Origin of the sequence: Streptosporangium sandarakinum (assembly GCF_050942225.1) — a bacterium.
GTDB classification, from domain to species: domain Bacteria; phylum Actinomycetota; class Actinomycetes; order Streptosporangiales; family Streptosporangiaceae; genus Streptosporangium; species Streptosporangium nondiastaticum.
The window spans coordinates 2,715,063-2,736,365 of sequence record NZ_CP192034.1 but is presented as its reverse complement, the minus strand read 5'-3'; the positions used below and the strand labels follow the sequence as shown (position 1 = coordinate 2,736,365).

Sequence of the window (21,303 nt, the reverse complement as noted above, 5' to 3'; positions counted from 1 at the left end):
GACCCAACGCATGGCCGAGGAACCCACGGTGGAGCCGATCGCGATCATCGGTCTTTCGTGCCGGGTGCCGGGAGCCGGGGACGCCGGGCAGTTCTGGCGCAACCTCGCCGACGGGGTGGAGTCGCTGACGCGGTTCACCCTGGAGGAGCAGCGGGCGCTGGGCGTCTCGGAGCGGGTGCTGGAGGATCCGAACTTCGTCCCGGCCGCGATGATGCTGGACGACCACCAGGATTTCGACGCCGCGTTCTTCGGCATGTCGATCCGGGAGGCGGAGATCCGGGATCCGCAGCACCGGCTCTTCCTGGAGCTGGCGCACACGGCGCTGGAGGACGCCGGTTACGACCCGTTCCGGTATCCGGGTGAGATCGGTGTCTACGCCGGGTCGGGTTCGGACTTCTACCAGTGGATCAACATCCGCAGCAACGCCCAGGCGCACGCGAACGCGGGCTGGCTGGCCGTGATGGTGGGCAACCATGTCGACTACTGCGCCACGCTGGCGTCGTACAAGCTGGACCTGCGGGGTCCGAGCTACACGCTGCACACGGCGTGTTCGACGTCGCTGGTGGCGGTGCACGTGGCGGCGGAGGCGCTGCGCAACGGCGAGTGCGACATGGCGCTGGCGGGCAGCGCGATGCTGGACCTGCCGCAGGGGCAGGGGTACGTCTACGACGAGGACGGCATCGTCTCCCCCGACGGTCACTGCCGGGCCTTCGACGCGAAGGCGGCGGGCACGATCTGGGGCAGCGGCGGCGGGGTGGTGGTGCTGAAGCGGCTGTCGGAGGCGCTGGCCGACGGTGACAACGTCCGGGCCGTCGTCCTGGGCAACGCGATCAACAACGACGGCGCGGGCAAGGTCGGGTTCTCGGCGCCCAGCATGGACGGCCAGGCGGCCGTGGTCGCGCAGGCGCTCGGGGTGGGCGGGGTGGACCCGCGGACGGTGACCTACGTGGAGGCGCACGGCACGGGCACCGCGCTGGGCGACCCGATCGAGGTGGCGGCGCTGAGCAGCGTGTTCCAGCAGGACACGGCCGACACGCAGTGGTGCGGCATCGGCTCGGTGAAGAGCAACATCGGGCACCTGGGCCAGTCGGCGGGCATCGCGAGCCTGATCAAGGCGGTGCTGGCGCTGGAGAACGGGCTGATCCCGCCGACGCTGCACTACCGGAGCCCGAACCCGAAGATCGATTTCGCGGCGAGCCCGTTCTATGTGGCGGCCGCGCCGACGAAGTGGGAGCGCGACGGTTTCCCGCGGCGGGCGGGGGTGAGCTCGTTCGGGATCGGCGGCACGAACGCGCACATCGTGCTGGAGGAGGCCCCGGCCGTCGAGCGCGAGGACGTGAACGGCACGGACGGCACAGACGGCCCGGGGGGTTCGGGGGCGCGGTCGGCGCATCTGCTGCGGCTGTCGGCGCGGACCGACACGGCGCTGGCGGCGGCGGCCGAGCGGCTGGCCGGGCATCTGGCGGAGCGTCCGGACCTGCGGCTGGGCGACGTGGCCCACACGTTGCGGGTGGGGCGCAGGGAGCTGCCGCGCAGGCTGGCGGTGGTGGCGTCCGACGTGACCGACGCGGTGGCGGCGCTGGCCGATCCGCGGCGGGTGATCTCCGGTACGGCGTCGCGGCGCGCCCCGGGGGTGGCGTTCCTGTTCTCCGGGCAGGGCTCGCAGTACGCGGGGATGGGCGCGGAGCTGTACCGCACGGAGCGGGTGTTCGCCGAGGCGGTCGACGAGTGCGCGGAGATCCTGCTGCCGGTGCTGGGCGAGGACCTGCGGGAGCTGATCTTCGACGGGGGCGAGGAGGCCGGGGAGCGGCTGCGGCGGACCGAGCTGACCCAGCCGGCGCTGTTCACCGTGGAGTACGCGCTGGCGGTGCTGTGGAGGTCGCTAGGCGTGGAGCCGGCGGCCATGATCGGTCACAGCGTCGGGGAGTACGTCGCGGCGACGGTGGCGGGGGTGTTCGGCCTGCCGGACGCGTTGCGGCTGGTGGCGGCCAGGGGGCGGCTGGTGCAGGGGCTGCCGGGCGGGTCGATGCTGGCGGTGCGGCTGATGCCGGAGGAGGTCGGCCCGCTGCTGCCGGACGACGTGTCGGTCGCGGGGGTCAACGGGCCGGGGACGTGCGTGGTCGCGGGGCCGTCGGCGTCGATCGAGGAGCTGGCGGCCCAGCTGGAGGAGGAGGGGGTGGGCGGGGTGGTGCTGCGCACCTCCCACGCCTTCCACTCGGCGATGATGGAGCCGGTTCTGGGAGAGTTCCGGGAGCTGGTGGCCTCGGTGGAGCGGTCGGCGCCGGGACTGCCGTTCCTGTCGAACGTGACCGGCACCTGGATCACGGCGGAGGAGGCGACCGACCCGTCCTACTGGGCGCGGCACCTGCGTGAGCCGGTGCGGTTCGGTGACTGCGTGGCGAACCTGCTCGCCGACGGTGAGTGGATCATGATCGAGTGCGGTCCGGGCGGGCAGCTCGCCGGGCTGGCGGGGGCGCAGGTTCCGGCGGGCGGGGTGGCTCCGCTGGCGTCGCTGCCCGGCCCGAAGGACGTGGGCGACGATGTGCGGGTGCTGTCGGCCGCCGTCGGGACGCTGTGGGTGAACGGCCTGGAGCTGGGCGAGTTCGGGGATCCGGGCCGCCGGGTGTCGCTGCCGGGTTACCCGTGGGAGCGGCGCAGGGCGTGGATCGACCCGGATCCGCAGGGGGCGTTCGTCGGCGGGGTGGCCAACCACGCGGCGCCGGCCGGTGGGGAGCTGCCGCCGTCGGAGTGGTTCAGCGTGCCGGTGTGGCGGCAGGCGGCTCCGGTGCCGGTGGCGTCCGTGCCGGTGGGCCGCGCGCTGGTGTTCGCCGACGAGGGTTCGGCGGCGCTGGTGGCGGCGCTGCGCGCGGCCGGGGCCGAGGTGACCGAGGTGCGGCCGGGTGCGGCGTTCTCGGCGTCGGAGGCGGGTTTCACCGTACGGCCGGCGGAGCGGGCCGACTACGACGCGTTGCTGGCGGAGCTGGGTTCGGCGCCGGGCAGGGTGGTGCACGCCTGGACGGCCGGCGGCGACCCGGCGGACGGGGCCGGTGAGGTGTGGCGGGCGCAGGACCGGGGTTTCTTCAGCGTGCTGGCGCTGGTGCAGGCGCTGACGGCGGCGCAGCCCTCCGGTGAGGTCGAGCTGGACCTGGTGACCTCGGGGACCGAGGACGTCGTCGGCGGTGACCTGCTCCGGCCGGAGCACGCGACGCTGGCCGGTTTCCCCCGGGTGGTGCCGCTGGAGACGCCGTGGCTGCGGGTGCGGCACGTGGACGTGGACGCCGGCGGGCGGGGCGACTGGGCGCGGCACGCCGCGGCGGAGCTGGGCAGGCGGCCGGAGCCGGACGAGGCGGGGCTGCTGCCGTCCGTGGCGCTGCGGGGCGGGCGGCGCTGGCTGCGGCACTACGAGCCGGTCGAGGTGCCCGCCGTGCCGGACGTCACTGGGGAGCCGGGCGCCGCGGGGCCGGGTGCCGGGGCGGGGCCGCGGGACGGGCAGGTCTACCTGGTCACCGGCGGCCTGGGGGCATCGGGATCTCGCTGGCCGCCGACCTGGCGTCCCGGGCGCGGGTGCGGCTGGTGCTGCTGTCGAGGTCCGGGCTGCCGGACCGGTCGGAGTGGGATGCGCACGTGACGGGCCGGGCGGGCCGGGCGATCGCGGCGATCCGCCGGATGGAGGCCGCCGGGGCGGAGGTGGTGGTGCTCGCGGCCGACGTGACCCGCGCGGACGACATGCGGCGCGTCAGGGACGAGGTGCTCGCCAGGTTCGGCCGGGTGGACGTGGTGGTGCACGCGGCGGGGCTGCCCGGCGGCGGCATGGCCGAGGTCAAGGAGCGGGCGGCGGCCGAGGAGGTGCTGGCGCCCAAGGTGGCGGGCACGCTCGCGCTGCGTGACGCGTTCGGCGACCTCGACCTGGAGGCCGTCGTGCTGTGCTCGTCGATCACGGCGGTGGCGGGCGGGTTCGGGCAGGTCGACTACTGCGCGGCCAACAACTTCCTGGACGCGCACGCCAGGGGCGAGCACGGCTGGCGGGCGGCGGCGGTCGTGTCGGTCAACTGGGGCAGGTGGCTGGAGGTCGGCATGGCGGCCGAGGTCGCCGCTCCGGCCGGGTTCGTGGCGTTGCGGCGCGGCGACCGGATCCGGGCGGTGGACCATCCGATCCTGACGGCGCGGCACGAGCCGGACGGTGACGGCCTGGGCTGGGTCGGCGGGCACGTCGCCCCCGAGACGCACTGGGTGCTCGACGAGCACCGCATCTCCGGCGTGCCGGTGCTGCCGGGCACGGGGCACGTGGAGATGGCCCGGTGTGCGAGCGACGCGGTGCTGCCGCCGTCCGGCGGGGTGGTGGAGCTGCGTGACGTGGTGTTCGTCGAGCCGCTGTCGGTGGCCGACGGCGCGTCGGCGGAGATCCGGGTGGTGTTCGCGCCGGAGGCCGAGGGCGCGGAGTTCCAGGTGCGCAGCGTCATCGGCGGCCGGGAACGGGTCCACGCGCGGGGCACGGCGGCCCGGGTCGATCCGGGGCCGGCGCCGTACGTGGACGTGGCGGCGATCGCGGCGCGGTGCGCTCCGGCGGGGACGGACCAGGGCGGGGTTCCGCTGTCGGGGCTGCTGGAGCTCGGCCCGCACTGGGGGCGCAACATGCGGGGCTGCCACATCGGGCGGAACGAGGCGCTGGGGTTGTTCGAGGCCGACGACCTGGTGGCGCTGGACCTGGACCGGTGGGGGCTGCACCCGGCGCTGATGGACAGCGCGACGTCCTTCACCTGGGTGGACATCCAGGGACACTACCTGCCGCTCGGCTACGGGCGGATCACGGTCCGGGACCGGCTGCCGAGGTCGTTCTGGAGCCACATGCGGTTCCGGGACAGCGACACCGACGAGGTGCTCGCGGTGGACGTGACGTTCATCGGGATGGACGGCACGGTCCTGGCGGAGATGTCCGACTACGTGCTGCGGCGGATCGACACCGACGCCGTGGTGGCCGGGGTGACGGCCCACGCGGGCGCGCAACGCGCGGCGGCGGACGGGAGCGTCCCGGACGAGCCGTCCGCGCCGGAGGGGTCCGCCGGGCGGGACGGGCGGGCCGCGGCGGCGGGCGGGGCGGACACGGCGAGCGAGGTGGGCATCCGCCCGGCCGACGGCGCCGACGCGTTCCGCCGCCTGCTGGCCGTCCCGCTGGGACCGCAGGTGGTGGTCGCGGCGACGCCGCTGGCCGGCTACCTGGCGAACGTCGGCTCGGTCACCCAGGAGACGGTCGAGACGGAGCTGGACCCGGCGGCGGTGGCGGAGCGGCCCGCCCGGCCGGCGGACGAGGGCTACGTCGCGCCGCGCGGTGAGGTCGAGGCCGCCGTCGCCAGGCTGTGGGGCGAGGTGCTCGGCGGTGAACGCATCGGCGTCGACGACGACTTCTTCGAACTCGGCGGCAACTCGCTGATCGCGGTGCAGCTCATCGCGTTGATCCGCAAGGAGCTCGGCGTGCGGCTGCCGATGCGCAGCCTGTTCGAGGAGCCCACGGTCGCGGGGGTCACCGCGCTGATCGAGCAGACCCGCGCCGCCACGGCGGCGGACGCCCCGTCCGCGCCCACCGGTCAAACCGTCATCCCCCGGCTTCCCCGCAGGAGCGAGCAGCAGTGAGCGAGTCAGTCATGGACACGAAGGTCGCCGACACGAAGGTCGTCGTCAACGACGAGGAGCAGTACTCGGTCTGGCCGGCCGGCCGGAGCAACCCCGACGGCTGGCACGACGAGGGTTTCACCGGGTCCAGGGAGGAGTGCCTGGCCCACATCGAGCGGGTGTGGACCGACATGCGGCCGCGGAGCCTGCGCGAGGCCATGGCCGCCGGCGCGGGAGCGGATACGGACGCGAGGACGGAGACGGACGCGGACACGGGCATTGGCGCGGGCACGGACGCGGGCGCGGGCACGGAGGCCGGGAGGTGAGCGGGCAGGCGGTGGACGTCTTCCCGTCGTCCTCCGGCCAGGAGCGGATGTGGTTCCTCGCCCGCTTCGAGCCCGACCTGGCCGTCTACAACATCGGCATGCTCATCCCGATGAGCGCCCGCCAGCCGGTCGACCCGCGCCGGCTGGAGAGGGCCATCGCCCGGGTGGTGCGTCGCCACGAGGTGCTGCGCACGGTCTTCGAGTTCCGCGACGGCCAGGTGGTGCAGGTCGTCACGGGCGAGTCCCCCGAGGTGCGGCTGACCGAGACCGACCTGACCCCCCTGCCGGCCGCGGAGCGGGAGGCGGAGCTGGCGAGGCTCGCCAAAGCCGACGCGGCCGAGCCGTTCACGCTGGACCGGGCGCCGCTGTGGCGGATGCGGCAGGTGCGGATGGCCGACGACGACCTGCGGCTGGTCTGCGTGTTCGACCACACGGTCTTCGACGGTGTGTCGAGCCTGATCTTCGTCAACGAGATGGAGGAGTGCTACGACGCGCTGGGCGAGGGCCGGGAGCCGAGGCTTCCCGAGCTGCCCATCCAGTTCGCCGACTTCGCGGCGTGGCAGCGCGGCCGGCTGACCGGGGAGTTCGTCGAGGGCGAGCTGGCCCACTGGCGGGAGCGGCTCGCCGGGATACCGGCCGACCTGGCGCTGCCCGCGGACCGGCCGCGCCCGCATCGCCGTACCTACCACGGGGAGATGCGGCTCGGCGTGTTCTCCGCGGAGCTGTCGGAGGGTGTGGAGCGGCTGGCCAAGGAGCTGAACGCCACGTTGTTCGTGGTGCTGCTCGCCGCGTTCGCCACCGTGCTGTCACGGTGGTCCGGGCAGCGGGACATCGTGGTGGGCACGCCCGTGGCGGGGCGGGTGCTGCCGGAGACCGAGCCGGTCATCGGGATGTTCGTCAACGCCGTGGCGCTCCGTACCGACCTGGGCGGCGACCCGACGTTCGCCGAGGCGGTGTCGAGGGTGCGCGACACGGTTGCCGACGCCCTGGACCACCAGGAGCTGCCGTTCGAGCGGCTGGTCGAGGCGTTGCAGCCGACGCGTGACCTGAGCGTGCCGCCGATCTACCAGGTGATGTTCAACCTGGCGGTGGACACCAACGAGGGCCAGATCGCCAACGGCACCGCCAAGGTGGACCTGCAGCTCGACCTGAACATGCGCGGGGGGCGGCTGCACTCCCGGCTGGAGTACAGCACGGACCTGTTCGACCGGGCGACGATGGACCGGTTCGCGGCGAACCTGGAGACCCTGCTGGCGGGAGCCGTCGCCGACCCGCGCGCGCCGATCTCCCGGCTGCCGCTGCTCACCCCGGCGGAACGGGAGCGGATCCTGGCGCTCGGCACCGGGACGGACGCCGGCTCCCCGGACCACGCCGCCGACGGCGCGGACGCGACGCGCGCCGGAAGTACGGCGGGCCCGGACGGGAGCCTCGCGGAGACGGACCACGCCGCCGACGGCGCGACGCTGGGCGCGCTCGTCGAGGCCCAGGTGGCCAGGACGCCCGGCGCCCCGGCCGTGGTGGCGGGCGGCGTCACGCTGACCTACGCCGAGCTGGACGAACGCGCCAACCGGCTGGCCCACTGGCTGCGCCGGATCGGCGTGGGCCCCGCCGCCCCGGTGGCGGTCTGCGCCGAGCGGTCGGCGGACCTGGTCGTCGCCCTGCTGGCCGTGGTGAAGGCGGGCGGGGCCTACGTCCCGCTGGACCCGGAGTACCCGCGGGCGCGGCTGGCGTTCATGCTGGCCGACAGCGGCGCCCGGGTGCTGCTGACCCAGCGGCACCTGCGTGACCTGCTTCCCCAGGGAGCGGTCAAGCCGGTGCTGCTGGACGAGCCCGGCGCCTGGGAGGACCAGCCGCCGCACTCCCCCGCCCCGGTCGCCGGACCCGATCACCCCGCCTACGTGATCTACACCTCGGGGTCGACGGGCCGCCCCAAGGGGGTGGTCAACACCCACCGGGGGGTGGTCAACCGGCTCGGCTGGATGCAGCGCAGGTTCGGCCTCGCCCCCGGCGAGGCGGTCATGCAGAAGACCCCGGCGAGCTTCGACGTGTCGGTCTGGGAGTTCTTCTGGCCCCTGGTCACCGGAGGTCTGCTGGTGGCGGCCCGGCCCGGCGGGCACCGCGACCCGGGCCACCAGCGTGACCTCGTCAAGGAGCACGCGGTGACGACGATGCACTTCGTGCCGTCGATGCTGGCGCTGTTCCTGGAGGAGACCGGCATCGAGTCGTGCCGGTCGCTGCGGCGGGTGATCTGCAGCGGCGAGGAGCTGACGCCGCACCTGGCGGACAGGTTCGCCGAGCGGCTGCCCGGCGTGGAGCTGCACAACCTCTACGGGCCGACGGAGGCCGCGGTGGACGTGTCGGCCTGGCGGGTGGAGCCGGGCCGGTCCCGGCACACGCTGCCGATCGGCCGGCCCATGCCCGGCAACCGGCTGTACGTCCTGGACGACCACCTCCAGCCGGTCCCGGCCGGCGTGCCGGGGCACCTGCACATCGGCGGGGTACAGGTCGCGCCGGGCTACGCGGGGCGGCCCGGCCTGACGGCCGACCGGTTCGTGCCCGACCCGTACGGCCCGCCCGGGTCGCGGATGTACGCCACCGGCGACGCGGCCAGGTGGAACGGCGAGGGCGACCTGGAGTTCCTGGGACGCCTGGACGACCAGGTGAAGGTGCACGGCTGGCGGGTCGAGCCGGGCGAGATCGAGGCGCTGCTCGCCGAGCACCCGAAGGTACAGCGGGCGGTGGTGGCGTTGCGCGACGACGCCCCGGGCGGGCGGGGCCTGGTCGCCTACGTCGGCTGGGACGGCGACCCCGCCGCGCTCACCGCCGAGCTGCGCAGGCACCTGGCCGGTCGGCTGCCCGCCGCGCTCGTCCCGCAGGCGTTCGTGGGGATCGACGACGTCCCGCTGACCCCCGGCGGCAAGCTCGACCGTGACGCGCTGCCGTCGCCGGGCGGTTCGGGCCGGGCCGATCTCGGCACGCCGTACGTGGCGGCGCGCACCCCGCTGGAGGAGGAGCTGTGCGCGCTCTGGGGTGAGCTGCTGGGCCGTGACCGGATCGGCGTCGAGGACGACTTCTTCCAGCTCGGCGGGCACTCGCTGCTGGCGGTGCTGCTGGTCACCCGCTACCGGGAGGACTACGGCGTGGAGATGCCGCTGCGGCGCTGCTTCGAGGTCACCACGGTGGCCGGGCACGCGCTGGCCCTGCTGGAGCTGCGGATGAGCGGAGACGACGAGCTGGAGGAACTGCTGGCCGCGTTGGAGGACCCGGCGGATGGGTGACCTGAGGGCGAGGCTGGCGCGACTGAGTCCCGAGCAGCGGGCGGCGCTGGAGGAGAAGCTGCGGCGGAAGGCGGCGCCGCGGCGGGAGGAGATCCCGCCGCGGCCGGAGCCCGGCGGCCCGGCGCCGCTGTCCTTCGGGCAGGAGCGGCTGTGGTTCCTGCAGCGGCTCGACCCGGAGGACGCCTCCTACAACATGTTCATGGTGCAGCGGCTGCGCGGGCCGGTCTCGGTGGACGCGCTGCGCCACGCCTTCGGCCGCCTGGTGGAGCGGCACGAGACGCTGCGCACCCGCTTCACCGTCCGCGAGGGGCGGCCGGTGCAGGAGGCCGTCCCGCCGGAGCCGGTCGAGCCGGAGGTCTTCGATCTCGGCGGAGCTCCGGCGGCCGAGCGGGAGGGCCTCGCGACCAGGCTGGTCGCCGACCTCACCAACCGGCCGTTCGACCTCGCGGCCGGGCCGCTGCTGCGGGTCCACCTGATCACGATGTCGCCGGCCGACCACGTGCTGTGCGTGGTGCTGCACCACATCGTGGCCGACGGCTGGTCGCTGAAGATCCTGCTGCGCGAGTTCGCCGCCTGCTACGCCGCCCATCTGGAGGGGCGTGAGGCCGGGCTACCGCCCGTCGCGCTGCGCTACTCCGACTACGCGGCCTGGCAGCGGGCGCGGCTGGACGAGACCGCCGTGCGGAAGCAGCTGGACTACTGGAGCGGACGACTCGCCGGGGTGCCGGTCCTCGACGTCCCCACCGACCGGCCCCGGCCCGCGGTGCGGTCGTCGAACGGCGACTACGAGGTGCGGCGGCTCGGCCGCGAGCTGACCGCCCGGCTGGAACGGCTGGCCGCCGAGGAGCGGTGCACGCCGTTCATGGTGCTGCTGGCGACGTTCCAGGCCCTGCTCGGGGCGCACTCCGGGCAGGACGACGTGTGCGTGGGCTCGGTGATCGCCGGGCGGGACCGTCCGGAGCTGGAGCAGGTCGTCGGGTTCTTCCCGAACACGCTCGCGCTGCGTGGCGACCTGTCCGGCGACCCCGGCTTCCGCGAGCTGCTCGGCCGCGTCCGGACGATCGTGCTGGAGGCGTTCGCCCACCAGGACATCCCGTTCGAGCGGCTGCTGAACGAGCTGCGGGTCGAGCGTGACCTGAGCACCACGCCGCTGTTCCAGGCCATGTTCGTGATGCAGGACCGGGAGGCGTCGGAGCTGGCGATCGCCGGGGTCGAGACCGACGTGTTCGACCCGGGGGCGCGTCAGGCGAAGTTCGACCTGATGCTGGACGTGACGCCGCGCTCCGGCTCGCTGTACGCGATGCTGTCCTACAACGCCGACCTGTTCGAGACCGGCACGGTGTCCAGGATGCTGCGCAGGTACGAGCGGATGCTGGAGGCCGTGGTCGATGACCGCGACATCCCGCTGTCGCGGTTGCGCGCCGCGATGCTGCTGCCCGAGGACCGCGTACCGGCGGCCACCGCGTCCCTGCCGTCCTCCCGGCGGACCGGCACGGACACCACGGCGGGCGCGACGGGCACGGTGGACACGGCGGGTGCGGACGACGCGCCCGGCGGGCCCGGCACGGACCGCTCCGGGGGCGCGGAGCGCACGGGCGGCACGGCGACGGTGCTCGCCCTGTTCGACGGGCGGGCGCGGCTGGCCCCGGACGCGGTCGCGGTCAGCCACGGCGACCGGCGTCTCGGCTACGGCGAGCTACGTGACCGCGCGGAGCGGCTGGCCGCGCGGCTGGTCGCCGCCGGTGTGACGGCCGAGACGGTGGTCGGGGTGTGCGCCCGGCGGAGCCCCGAGCTGGTCGTCGCCCTGCTGGCCGTACTGAAGGCGGGCGGCGCCTACCTCCCCCTGGACCCGGCCCATCCCGCCGGACGGCTGCGCTGGATGCTGCGCGACGCGCGGGCGTCGCTGCTGCTCGCCCAGGACGGCCTGCTGGAGTGCGACGACCTGCCGGTGATCCCCCTGAACGGCGTCGCGGACGCCCCGCCGGTGATCGCCCTGGACGGCGTCGCGGACGTTCCCCAGGCGGTCACCCTGAACGGCGTCGCGGACGGCCCCCCGGCGGTCACCCCGGACGGCCCGCCGTCCGCGGTCCCCTCCCCCGTCCCGGCATCCGCGGTCGCCTCCCCCGGCCCGCGGGCGGGTGATCCGGCGACCCTGGCGTATGTGATCTACACCTCCGGGTCGACCGGCCGGCCCAAGGGTGTGGAGGTCGAGCGGCGCGCGCTGGACGCGCGTGTCGCGTGGATGCGCCGCGAGTACGGCATCCGGCCCGGTGACCGGGTGCTGCAGTTCGCCTCCGCCGGGTTCGACACGCACGCCGAGGAGGTCTACCCCGCGCTCACGTCGGGGGCCGAGCTGGTGCTGGCCCCCGACGAGCCACTGCCCGACTTCCTGCGGACCCCTCCGGGGCGGTCGCTGACCGTCATCGACCTGCCCACCTCCTACTGGCAGGAGCTGACCGCCGCCCGCGTCGCGTGGCCCGAGACGCTGCGCCTGCTCATCCTGGGCGCCGACCCGCTGCCCGCCCCGGCGCTCGCCGCCTGGTACGCCGTGCACGGCGAGCGGGTCACCCTGGTCAACAGCTACGGCCCCACCGAGACGACGATCATCGCCACCGCCGCCGAACTGGACCCCTCCGAGGCGTCCCGGCGGCCCACCGTGGGCCACGCGCTCACCGGCGGCCGCGTCCACGTGCTGGACGAGCACGGCTCGCCGGTCCCCGTCGGGGTGGCCGGTGAGCTGTGCGTCGGCGGGGCCGGGGTGGCGCGCGGCTACCGGGGGGCGCCCGCCCTGACCGCCGCCCGGTTCGTCCCCGACCCGTACGGCCCGGCGGGGTCGCGCCTCTACCGCACCGGCGACCGGGCGCGGCTGCGTCCGGACGGGCGGGTGGAGATCCTCGGCCGCGTCGACCGGCAGGTCAAGATCCGTGGCTACCGGGTCGAACCCGGTGAGATCGAGGACCGCCTCCTGTCCCTCCCCGGGGTGGCGCGGGCGGTGGTGACGGTCCGGGAGGACACCCCCGGCGACCGCCGCCTGGTCGCCTACGTCGTGCCCCAGGCGGAAGACGAGCCGACCGGACACCTGGCGGAGGACGAGCTGCTCGCGCGCCTGGCGGCGGAGCTGCCGCCGTACATGGTGCCCGGCGCCGTCGTGGTCGTGGACCGTATCCCGCTGACCCCCTCGGGCAAGGTCGACCAGGCGGCGCTGCCCGCTCCCGGGCCGCGCGCGGGGCACGCCCACCTGCCCCCGGCCACCGTCACCGAGGAGCTGGTGTGCTCGGTGTGGGCCGAGGTGCTCGGGGCCGAGAGGGTCGGCGCGCTCGACGACTTCTTCCGGCTCGGCGGCCATTCGCTGCTGGCCACCCGGGCGGTCGCCCGGCTCTCGGCCGCGACGGGCCTGGACGTGCCGCTCAAGCTCGTCTTCACCCACCCGTCGGCCCGGCGGCTCGCCCGCGAGCTGGACCTGCTCGCCGGGGACGGTCAGGCGGGTCCCGCCCTGTCCCGGCGGCCGGAGGGCACGGCGCCGCCGCTGTCGTTCGCGCAGGAACGCATCTGGTTCATGGAGGAGCTCACCCCCAGCACCTCGACGTACGTGCTTCCCGCCGCGGTACGGCTGCGTGAGCCGGTGGACGCCGCGGCCCTGCAGGACCGGCTGGACGATGCCGTGGCCCGGCACGAGAGCCTGCGCATGCGCTTCCCCGCCGCCCCGGACGGGCGGCCGGAGGTCCGCGTCGTCCCCGCCGGGCACCCCGACGCGCGGGTCCCGCTGCGCGTCGCCGAGGCCGCCTCCATCGAGGAGGCGCGCGGGATCGCCGGCGCCGACGCGGAACGTCCCTTCGACCTGGCCGCCGGTCCGCTGCTGCGGGTGACGCTCGTGCGGCTCGGACCCGCCGACCACGTCCTGGTGGTCGCCTTGCACCACATCGTCGCCGACGGCTGGTCGGCCGAGATCCTGCTCGGCGAGCTGCTCGGCGGGACGCGGCGGCCGCGTGCGCCGCGCGCCGGGTACGGCGACTACGCGCTCCGGCAGCGTGAGCGGCTGGCCGGGCCGTACCTGGAGCGGCACCTGGACTTCTGGCGGGAGGAGCTGGCCGGGCTGCCCGCGCTGGACCTGCCCGCGGACGCGCCCAGGGCCCTACGGCCGGCGCACCGGGGGGCGTGGCATGACCTGCGGCTGGAAGCCGGCCTCGTCGCCGGACTGACGGAGCTGGCCCGCGCCCGCGGCGCGACCCTCTACATGGCGCTGCTGGCGGCGTTCCAGGCGACGCTCGCCCGCTGGTCCGGGCAGCGCGACTTCGCCGTGGGCTCTCCGCTGTCCGGGCGGGACCTGGCCGAGCTGGAGGACATGGTCGGGTTGTTCGTCAACCTGCTGCCGATGCGGGCCCGCCTGTCCGGCGACCCGGGCTTCGGGGAGCTGCTCGACCGCACCCGGGACGCCGTGCTGGAGGTCTACGCCCACCAGGAGCTGCCGTTCGAGAAGCTCGTCGCCGAGCTGGACGTGGCCAGGGACACGAGCCGCCCGCCGCTGGCGCAGGTGCTGTTCGCCCTGCAGAGCTACCTGGACACGATGCCCCGGACGGACTCGGCGGACTCGGTGGGCTCCCCGGGGTCTGCGGAGGCCGCGGGGACGCGTGGCGGGCGGCGGGCGGAGCCGTTCGCGCTGCGCACCACCACGGCCCGGTTCGACCTGGAGCTGTACGCCGCGGAGACCGGTGACGGCGTGGCGGCCAGGTTCGTCTACGACCGCGACCTGTTCCGGCCGGACACCGTCGAGCGTCTCGCCGGCGGTTTCCTTTCGCTGCTCCGCGCCGTCGTCGCCGCCCCGGGCACCCCGCTGTCGGAGCTGGAGGTGCTCCCGGCGGAGGAGCGGGACCTGGTGCTGAACCGGTGGAACGCCACCGGCCGCGACCATCCGGGCGGCACGCTGCACGGCCTGTTCGAGGAACAGGCGGCGCGCACCCCCGACGCCACGGCGGTGGTGTCCGAGGAGGGGACGCTGACCTACGCCGAGTTGGACGCGCGGGCGACCCTGCTGGCCGCCGGCCTGGTGGGCGGCGGGACGGGGCCGGACTCCGTGGTCGCCGTGCGCGCCGAACGCTCGCTCGACCTGCCCGTGCGCCTGCTCGCCGTACTCAAGGCGGGCGGGGCCTACCTGCCCCTGGACCCCGGCCTGCCGGAGCGGCGCGTCCGGCTCATGCTGGACGAGGCCGGCGCGAGGGAGCTCACCGCGGTCCTGGAGCGCACCCCCGGGCCGGGGCCGTCCGTCGCGAAGGCCGCCCTGGGGGACGTCCCGGAGGACTCCCTCGCGTACGTGATCTTCACCTCCGGGTCGACCGGACGCCCCAAGGGCGTCGGCGTCTCCCACCGCGCCATCGTCAACCGGCTGCGCTGGATGCAGGAGACCTACCGCCTCACCCCCGCCGACCGGGTACTCCACAAGACCCCGGCCGGATTCGACGTGTCGGTGTGGGAACTGTTCTGGCCGCTGATCACCGGCGCGGCGCTGGTGGTCGCCCGGCCCGGCGGCCATCGCGACCCGGCCTACCTGCGCGATCTCGTGCGGAGCCGGGGCGTCACCACGGCGCACTTCGTTCCGTCCATGCTGGCCGCCTTCACCGCCGAGGAGGGGATCGAGGACTGCCGGTCGCTGCGCCGGGTGGTCTGCAGCGGCGAGGAGCTGACGGCCGCCGCCGCGCGGCGGCTGACCGACCGGCTGCCCGGGGTGGAGCTGCACAACCTGTACGGTCCCACCGAGGCCGCGGTGGACGTCTCCTGGCACCGCTACGCGCCGGGTGAGGAGACCGTGCCGATCGGCCGCCCGGTGGACAACACCCGGCTGTACGTGCTGGACGACACGCTGCGGCCGGTGCCGGTGGGCACGCCGGGGCAGCTGTTCATCGGCGGCGTCCAACTCGCCCGCGGCTACCTCGGCAGACCCGCCCTCACCGCCGAACGCTTCCTGCCCGACCCCTACGGACCCCCCGGCTCCCGCCTCTACGCCACCGGAGACCGCGCCCGCTGGCGCCCCGACGGAGAACTCGACTACCTCGGCCGCCTCGACGACCAACTCAAGATCCGCGGCATGCGCGTCGAACCCGGAGAGATCGAGGCCGTACTCGCCCGGCACCCCGGCCTGGAGGCGTCCGCGGTCGGCGTGTGGCGTGACGCCGCCGGGGCGCGCCTGGTCGGCTACGCCGTCTGGCGTGACGGGGACGGTGACGGGGACGGGGGCTCCGGCGCGGAGCGTCCCGACCTCCGCGAGTGGCTCCGCCGGGAGCTGCCCGAGCACATGGTCCCGTCGGCGTGGGTGACGCTGGACGCCCTGCCGCTCACCGCCAACGGCAAACTCGACCGGGCCGCGCTGCCCGTACCGGACGGCCGCGGCGGCCTTCCCCCGGAGCCGCCCCGCACCGACGCGGAACGCGACGTGGCCGAGGTGTGGCGGGAGGTGCTGGGCGTGGACGGCATCGGCCGCGACGACGGCTTCTTCGCCGTGGGCGGCGACTCCATCCGCAGCCTGTCGGTGGTGGCCGGGCTGCGGCGCAGGGGCTACCGGCTCGACCTGCAGCGGCTGTTCACCCACCAGACCGTCGCGGAGCTGGCCGCCGCACTCACCCGCGGCGACGGACCGGGGCCGGCCGACGCGCCGGCGACGGAGGCGTTCGGCCTGCTCGGTCCGGAGGACCTGGCCAAACTCACGGGAGGCGACCGATGATCGAGGACGCGTATCCGCTGGCCGCGCTGCAGGCCGGCATGCTGTACCACAGCGAGCTCGACACCGGCGGCTCCACCTACCACGACCTGATGACGATCACCGTGCGCGGGGGTCTCGACGCCGCCGCGCTGGAGCGGGCGCTGGCCGAGGTCGCCGCCCGGCACCCGGTGCTGCGCACCTCCTTCGACCTGACCGGGTTCAGCGAGCCGCTGCAGCTCGTCCACGACGCGGCCGTCATCCCGCTGGAGGTCACCGACCTGCGCGGCGACGGGGCGCGGGAGCGGCTGGCCGAGTGGCGGGAGGCGGAGAAGCGCACCGGGTTCGACTGGACGTCTCCCCCGCTGATGCGCGCCCACGCCCACGTGCTGGGCGACGGCGAGTTCGCGTTCAGCCTCAGCTTCCACCACGCGATCCTCGACGGCTGGAGCGTCGCCGCCCTGGTCACCGAGATCCTGCGCCGCTACACCGCCGGCCCGGAGGAGCGGGCCGGCGGCCTCGCCCCGCCGCGGGCGGCGTTCCGGGACCTGGTGGCGGCCGAGCGGGCCGCCGTGGCCTCGGAGCGGGCGCGGGAGTTCTGGCGGGAACGGGTGGCGGACGCCCCGGACTGCCGCCTGCCGCGGCTGCCCGGATTCCCCTCGGGCGGACCGCGCGCCGCCGAGGTGCTGGCCGTACCGGTGCCCGCGCCCGCGGTGGCCGCGCTGGAACGCGACGCCCGCGAGCTGCGGGTCCCGCCGCGCACGATCCTGCTGACGGCCTGCCTGCTGGCTCTGGGCCTGGTGACCGGTGAGCGCGAGGTGATGACCGGCGTGCTGGGGCACGGCAGGCCGGAGAGCGAGGGCGGCGGCGAGGTGCTCGGCCTGTTCCTCAACACGCTGCCGCTACGGGTACGGCTGGACGCCGCCGACCGGGCCGAACTGGTGCGGCGGGTGTTCGACGCCGAGGTGGCGGCCGTGCCGTACCGGCACTATCCGCTGTTCGAGATCCAGCGGCTCGCCGGCCGCTCCCCCCTGCTGGACACGCTGTTCGACTTCAGGGACTTCCACGTGTACGGCGGGCTGCCGGAGGACGGCCCGGCCGTCACCGGGCAGGAGTTCTTCGAGCAGACCGATGTGCCGTGCACGGTGGCCTTCGTCCGGGTCCCGGGCGGCGGGTTGACGCTCACCGTCTCCTACGACGGCGCCCAGTTCCCGCGCGGGCAGATGGAAGTCCTGGCCGCTCACGTGCTGGAGGCGGTCACGGGTACGCCGCAGGTCGGCGAGGCCGACATCGCGGCGATCACCCGCTGGAACGCCACCGGCCGCGACCACGCCGGGGGCACCCTGCACGGCCTGGTGCTCGCCCGCGCGACCGCGGCCCCGGACGCCCCGGCGGTGGGCTTCGCGGGCGAGTGGATCACCTACCGCGAGCTGGCGCGGCGGGCGGCGCGGGTGGCGGCGGCACTGCGCGGGGCCGGGGTACGGACCGGCGAGCCGGTCGGCGTCCACCTGGAGCGGAGCCTGGACCTGCCCGCCGCTCTGCTGGGCGTGCTGGCGGCCGGCGGCGCGTATCTGCCGATGGAGCCGGGGCATCCGGCCGGGCGGCTGCGGGACATGCTGGCCGACGCCGGCGCCTCGGTGGTGCTCACCTCCGCCGCCCTCGCCGGGCAGGCCCCGCCGGCCGCCCGCACGGTGACGCTGCCGGACGGCTGGGACGGTGAACCGCTCCCGGCGGACGCCGCGACGCCCGCCGCGGACGGGCCCGGGAACGCCACCGGCCTGGAGTTGTCCACCGCGGAGGAGGCCGCCGGCTCCGAGCCGTTCACCGGGGAGGACGTCCCGGAGGACTCCCTCGCGTACGTGATCTTCACCTCCGGGTCGACCGGACGCCCCAAGGGCGTCGGCGTCTCCCACCGCGCCATCGTCAACCGGCTGCGCTGGATGCAGGAGACCTACCGCCTCACCCCCGCCGACCGGGTACTCCACAAGACCCCGGCCGGATTCGACGTGTCGGTGTGGGAACTGTTCTGGCCGCTGATCACCGGCGCGGGACTGGTGGTCGCCGAGCCGGGCGGTCACTACGACCCCGGCCGCATCGCCGAACTGATCGCCGGTGAAGGGGTCACCACGGCGCATTTCGTGCCGTCGATGCTGGAGGCGTTCCTCGACCTGCCGGAGGACCTGCTGAGAGACCTTCCGGAGGACGGTGGCTCACCGGAGGACCGTGACCCTCCGGAGGACCTGTCGAGAGACCTGCCGGGGCTGGCCGCGGGCGGGCTGCGCAGGGTGGTGTGCTCGGGCGAGGCGCTCCCGGCCGACCTGGTGCGCCGTTTCGCCGACCGGCTGCCCGGGGTGGAGCTGCACAACCTGTACGGTCCCACCGAGGCCGCGGTGGACGTCTCCTGGCACCGGTGCGACCCGGCCGAGCCGGTGGTCCCGATCGGCCGCCCGGTGGACAACACCCGTCTTGAGGTGCTCGACGAGCGGATGGTGCGGGTGCCGGTGGGCACGCCGGGGCAGCTGTTCATCGGCGGCGTCCAACTCGCCCGCGGCTACCTCGGCAGACCCGCCCTCACCGCCGAACGCTTCCTGCCCGACCCCTACGGACCCCCCGGCTCCCGCCTCTACGCCACCGGAGACCGCGCCCGCTGGCGCCCCGACGGAGAACTCGACTACCTCGGCCGCCTCGACGACCAACTCAAGATCCGCGGCATGCGCGTCGAACCCGGAGAGATCGAGGCCGTACTGCTCGACCAGCCCGAGGTGCGCGCCGCGGCGGTCGTCGCGGACGGCGACCGCCTGGTCGGTTACGTCGTGACCGGCGACGCTCCGGTGGAGTGGCGGTCGCGGCTGCGGAACCGGCTGCCCGAGCACATGATCCCGTCGGCGTGGGTGACGCTGGACGCCCTGCCGCTCACCGCCAACGGCAAACTCGACCGCGCCGCGCTGCCCGCGCCGGAACGGCCGGAGCCGGACCGGCACCGGGTGCCGCCCAGGGATCCGGTGGAGGGCCGGCTGGCCGCCGTCTGGGAGGACGTGCTCGGCGTCACCGCGGTCGGCGTGTTCGACGACTTCTTCGACCTGGGCGGGCACTCGCTGCTGGCGCTGCGGCTGGCCACGCGGATCCGGCGCGAGTTCGGCAGGGAGCTGCCGGTGGCCGCCGTGCTGGCCTCGCCGACCGTCGCGGGCCTGGCCGACGTGCTGCGCGGCCCGGAGGACCTGGCGGCCGAGCAGCGGATCGTCACACTCAACGCCGGCGGCGACCGGCCGCCGATCTTCCTGGTGCACGCGCTCGGCGGGCAGGTCTTCCGGTACCTGCCGCTGGCCCGCAGGCTCGGCCCCGACCAGCCGGTGTACGCGATCGCCGCCAGCGGCCTGGCCTCCGGCGAGGACCCGCACCCGACCATGGCCGAGATGGTCGCCGACTACGTGGCGCGGCTGCGCGAGCTGCGGCCGGCCGGGCCGTACGTGCTGGGGGGCTTCTGCATCGGCGGCAACATCGCGCTGGAGACGGCCAGGCGGCTGCGCGCCCTCGGTGAGGAGGTGCCGCTGGTGGTGCTGTTCTACTCGGACGCCGACGAGCCGGTGATCACCAGCTCGCTGGAGGACGACGCCTCGCTCATGACGCACGCGCTGGCCGGCGGGCCGCTTGAGACGGACGCGGCCGAGTTCGCGGGCCTCGGCCCGGAGGAGATGCTGCTGGCGGTCATCGAGGCCGCCGGCCGGGAGCGGCGGCTGGCCCCGGACACCGCCGACGTCGAGCAGGCGCGGCGCTACCTGCGGGTGTTCCGGGCCAACGCGCACGCCGTCGGCCGCTACCGCCACGACCCCTACGACGGGGACGTGGCGCTGTTCGCGCCCGTCGGTGACCGGCCCGACCTGGGCTGGAGGTCCGTGGTCAAGGGGACGCTCGCGATCGAGCCCATCCCCGGCGAGCGCGTGGTCGTCCTTTTCGAACCCCTGGTCGCCGAGGCGGCCGCCAAAGTGAGGAGCTGGATCGACGATGGTGTCACCGGAGGCTGAGCGCACGCGGGAGGCCGGGGACGGTCCCGGGACGGCCGGGGACGGGCACGGCGAAGACGGCCGGGCCGAGGACGTGCGTCCCTCCCCCGGATCCGAGGGCGGAGGCGGGGGCACGCTCTGGCGCAACAACGACTTCCTGCGACTCTGGGCCGGGCAGGCCCTGTCCCAGGCCGGTTCGCAGATCTCCTACGTGGTGATCCCGCTGGTCGCCGTCGTCACCCTGGGTGCGAGCGCGACCGAGATGGGGGTGCTCGGCGCGCTGGTCCGGCTGCCGATGCTGGGTTTCCTGCTGTTCGGCGTCTACGTCGACCGGATGCGCAAGCGCCCGGTGCTGATCTGGACCGACCTCGGCCGGGCCGTGGTGCTGGCGCTGGTGCCGCTGCTGTACGTGATGGACTCCCTGACGCTGGGCGCGCTGTACGCGGTGGTGTTCGTCCTCAGCCTGCTGTCGGTGCTCTTCCAGGTCGCCTACCGCTCCTACTTCCCCTCGCTGGTGCCGCTGTCGCACCTGGCGGAGGGCAACGGCAAGCTGCAGCTCAGCGAGTCGCTGGCGCAGACCGCCGGTCCGGGCGCCGCGTCGGCGCTGCTGAAGGTCATGGCCGCGCCGATGCTGATCCTGATCGACGTGTTCTCCTACCTGTTCTCCGCGGCGGCGGTGCTGCTGATCCGCCGTCCCGAGGCCCGGCCCGAGCCGGACGACGAGACGGCCGGCAGCGTGCACCGGGCCATCTGGGCCGGCTTCCGCTGGGTGATGACGCAGCCGATGATCCGCCCGCTGGCGATCGCCAGCGGCCTGTACTCGTTCTTCGTCATGGGCGCGATGCAGTCGATCTACATCCTGTTCCTGCTCAGGGGCGGCCCCGACCTGCCGCCGGAGTGGGTGGGCGCCGTCATGGCGACCGGCGGGGTGGGCGCGATCCTCGGCGCGACGCTGTCGGTGCGGACGATGCGCCGCCTGGGCCTCGGCCCGACCCTGCTGTGGAGCACGGTGATCGGCAACTGCTCGCTGCTGCTGGTGCCGTTCGCCTCCGGCTCCGTCTGGACGGCCGCGGTGATGCTCGGCGCGTCCCAGTTCGTCGTCTGGGCCTGCAACCAGGTCTTCTTCGTCAGCAACATGACGCTGGTGCAGTCGATCACCCCGCCGCGCCTGCAGGCCAGGGTGATCGGCACGATCTACTCCCTCGGCCTGATCCCCGCGCCGCTCGGGGCGCTGGGCGCCGGCCTGCTCGGTGACGCCGTCGGCCTGCGCTTCGCCATCCTCGTCGCGGTGGTCGCCGGTGCCATCCTGCCGATCCTGCTGCTGGTCTTCTCCCCCATCCCTGGGACGAAGGAGATCCCCACCGGCCCCCGGGAATAGGTTCTGGAGCGCACGACGCCTTGAT

At 74.9% G+C, this 21,303-nt stretch carries 6 protein-coding genes and 1 pseudogene; all 7 read left to right on the top strand.

Annotation, left to right across the window (positions count from 1 at the left end):
- Positions 1-10: 10 nt before the first annotated feature.
- Complete coding sequence (locus tag ACQP10_RS12725) at positions 11-3,628, top strand: type I polyketide synthase (protein ID WP_433541413.1); 3,618 nt, start codon at positions 11-13, stop codon at positions 3,626-3,628.
- The gene (locus tag ACQP10_RS12720; RefSeq protein WP_433541412.1) at positions 3,574-5,628 is read left to right on the top strand and encodes an SDR family NAD(P)-dependent oxidoreductase; all 2,055 of its coding nucleotides are present in this window, start codon (positions 3,574-3,576) and stop codon (positions 5,626-5,628) included. The genes ACQP10_RS12725 and ACQP10_RS12720 overlap by 55 nt, the downstream gene beginning before the upstream one ends.
- An 11-nt stretch (positions 5,629-5,639) precedes the next feature.
- A pseudogene (locus ACQP10_RS12715) lies at positions 5,640-5,825 on the top strand (MbtH family protein); the annotation flags it as partial.
- Between the two features lie 104 nt (positions 5,826-5,929).
- Positions 5,930-9,211, top strand: a complete 3,282-nt coding sequence (locus ACQP10_RS12710) for a non-ribosomal peptide synthetase (protein WP_433541411.1) — start codon at positions 5,930-5,932, stop codon at positions 9,209-9,211.
- Positions 9,204-15,923, top strand: coding sequence for an amino acid adenylation domain-containing protein (locus ACQP10_RS12705; protein WP_433541410.1), 6,720 nt, complete (start codon positions 9,204-9,206; stop codon positions 15,921-15,923). The genes ACQP10_RS12710 and ACQP10_RS12705 overlap by 8 nt, the downstream gene beginning before the upstream one ends.
- On the top strand, positions 15,920-19,921 hold the full coding sequence (locus ACQP10_RS12700; RefSeq protein WP_433541409.1) for an AMP-binding protein: 4,002 nt from the start codon (positions 15,920-15,922) through the stop codon (positions 19,919-19,921). The genes ACQP10_RS12705 and ACQP10_RS12700 overlap by 4 nt, the downstream gene beginning before the upstream one ends.
- Positions 19,902-21,278 carry an MFS transporter gene (locus tag ACQP10_RS12695; protein ID WP_399499559.1) on the top strand — a complete coding sequence of 459 codons (1,377 nt, stop codon included), beginning with the start codon at positions 19,902-19,904 and terminating at the stop codon, positions 21,276-21,278. Before ACQP10_RS12700 ends, ACQP10_RS12695 begins: the two co-directional genes overlap by 20 nt.
- Positions 21,279-21,303 lie beyond the last annotated feature (25 nt).

What these genes read in the sequence shown, in the direction of transcription:
- ACQP10_RS12725 (WP_433541413.1), top strand. Translation starts at nt 11, where the DNA reads ATGGCCGAGGAACCCACGGTGGAGCCGATCGCGATCATCGGTCTTTCG.
- ACQP10_RS12705 (WP_433541410.1), top strand. Translation starts at nt 9,204, where the DNA reads ATGGGTGACCTGAGGGCGAGGCTGGCGCGACTGAGTCCCGAGCAGCGG.
- ACQP10_RS12700 (WP_433541409.1), top strand. Translation starts at nt 15,920, where the DNA reads ATGATCGAGGACGCGTATCCGCTGGCCGCGCTGCAGGCCGGCATGCTG.
- ACQP10_RS12695 (WP_399499559.1), top strand. Translation starts at nt 19,902, where the DNA reads ATGGTGTCACCGGAGGCTGAGCGCACGCGGGAGGCCGGGGACGGTCCC.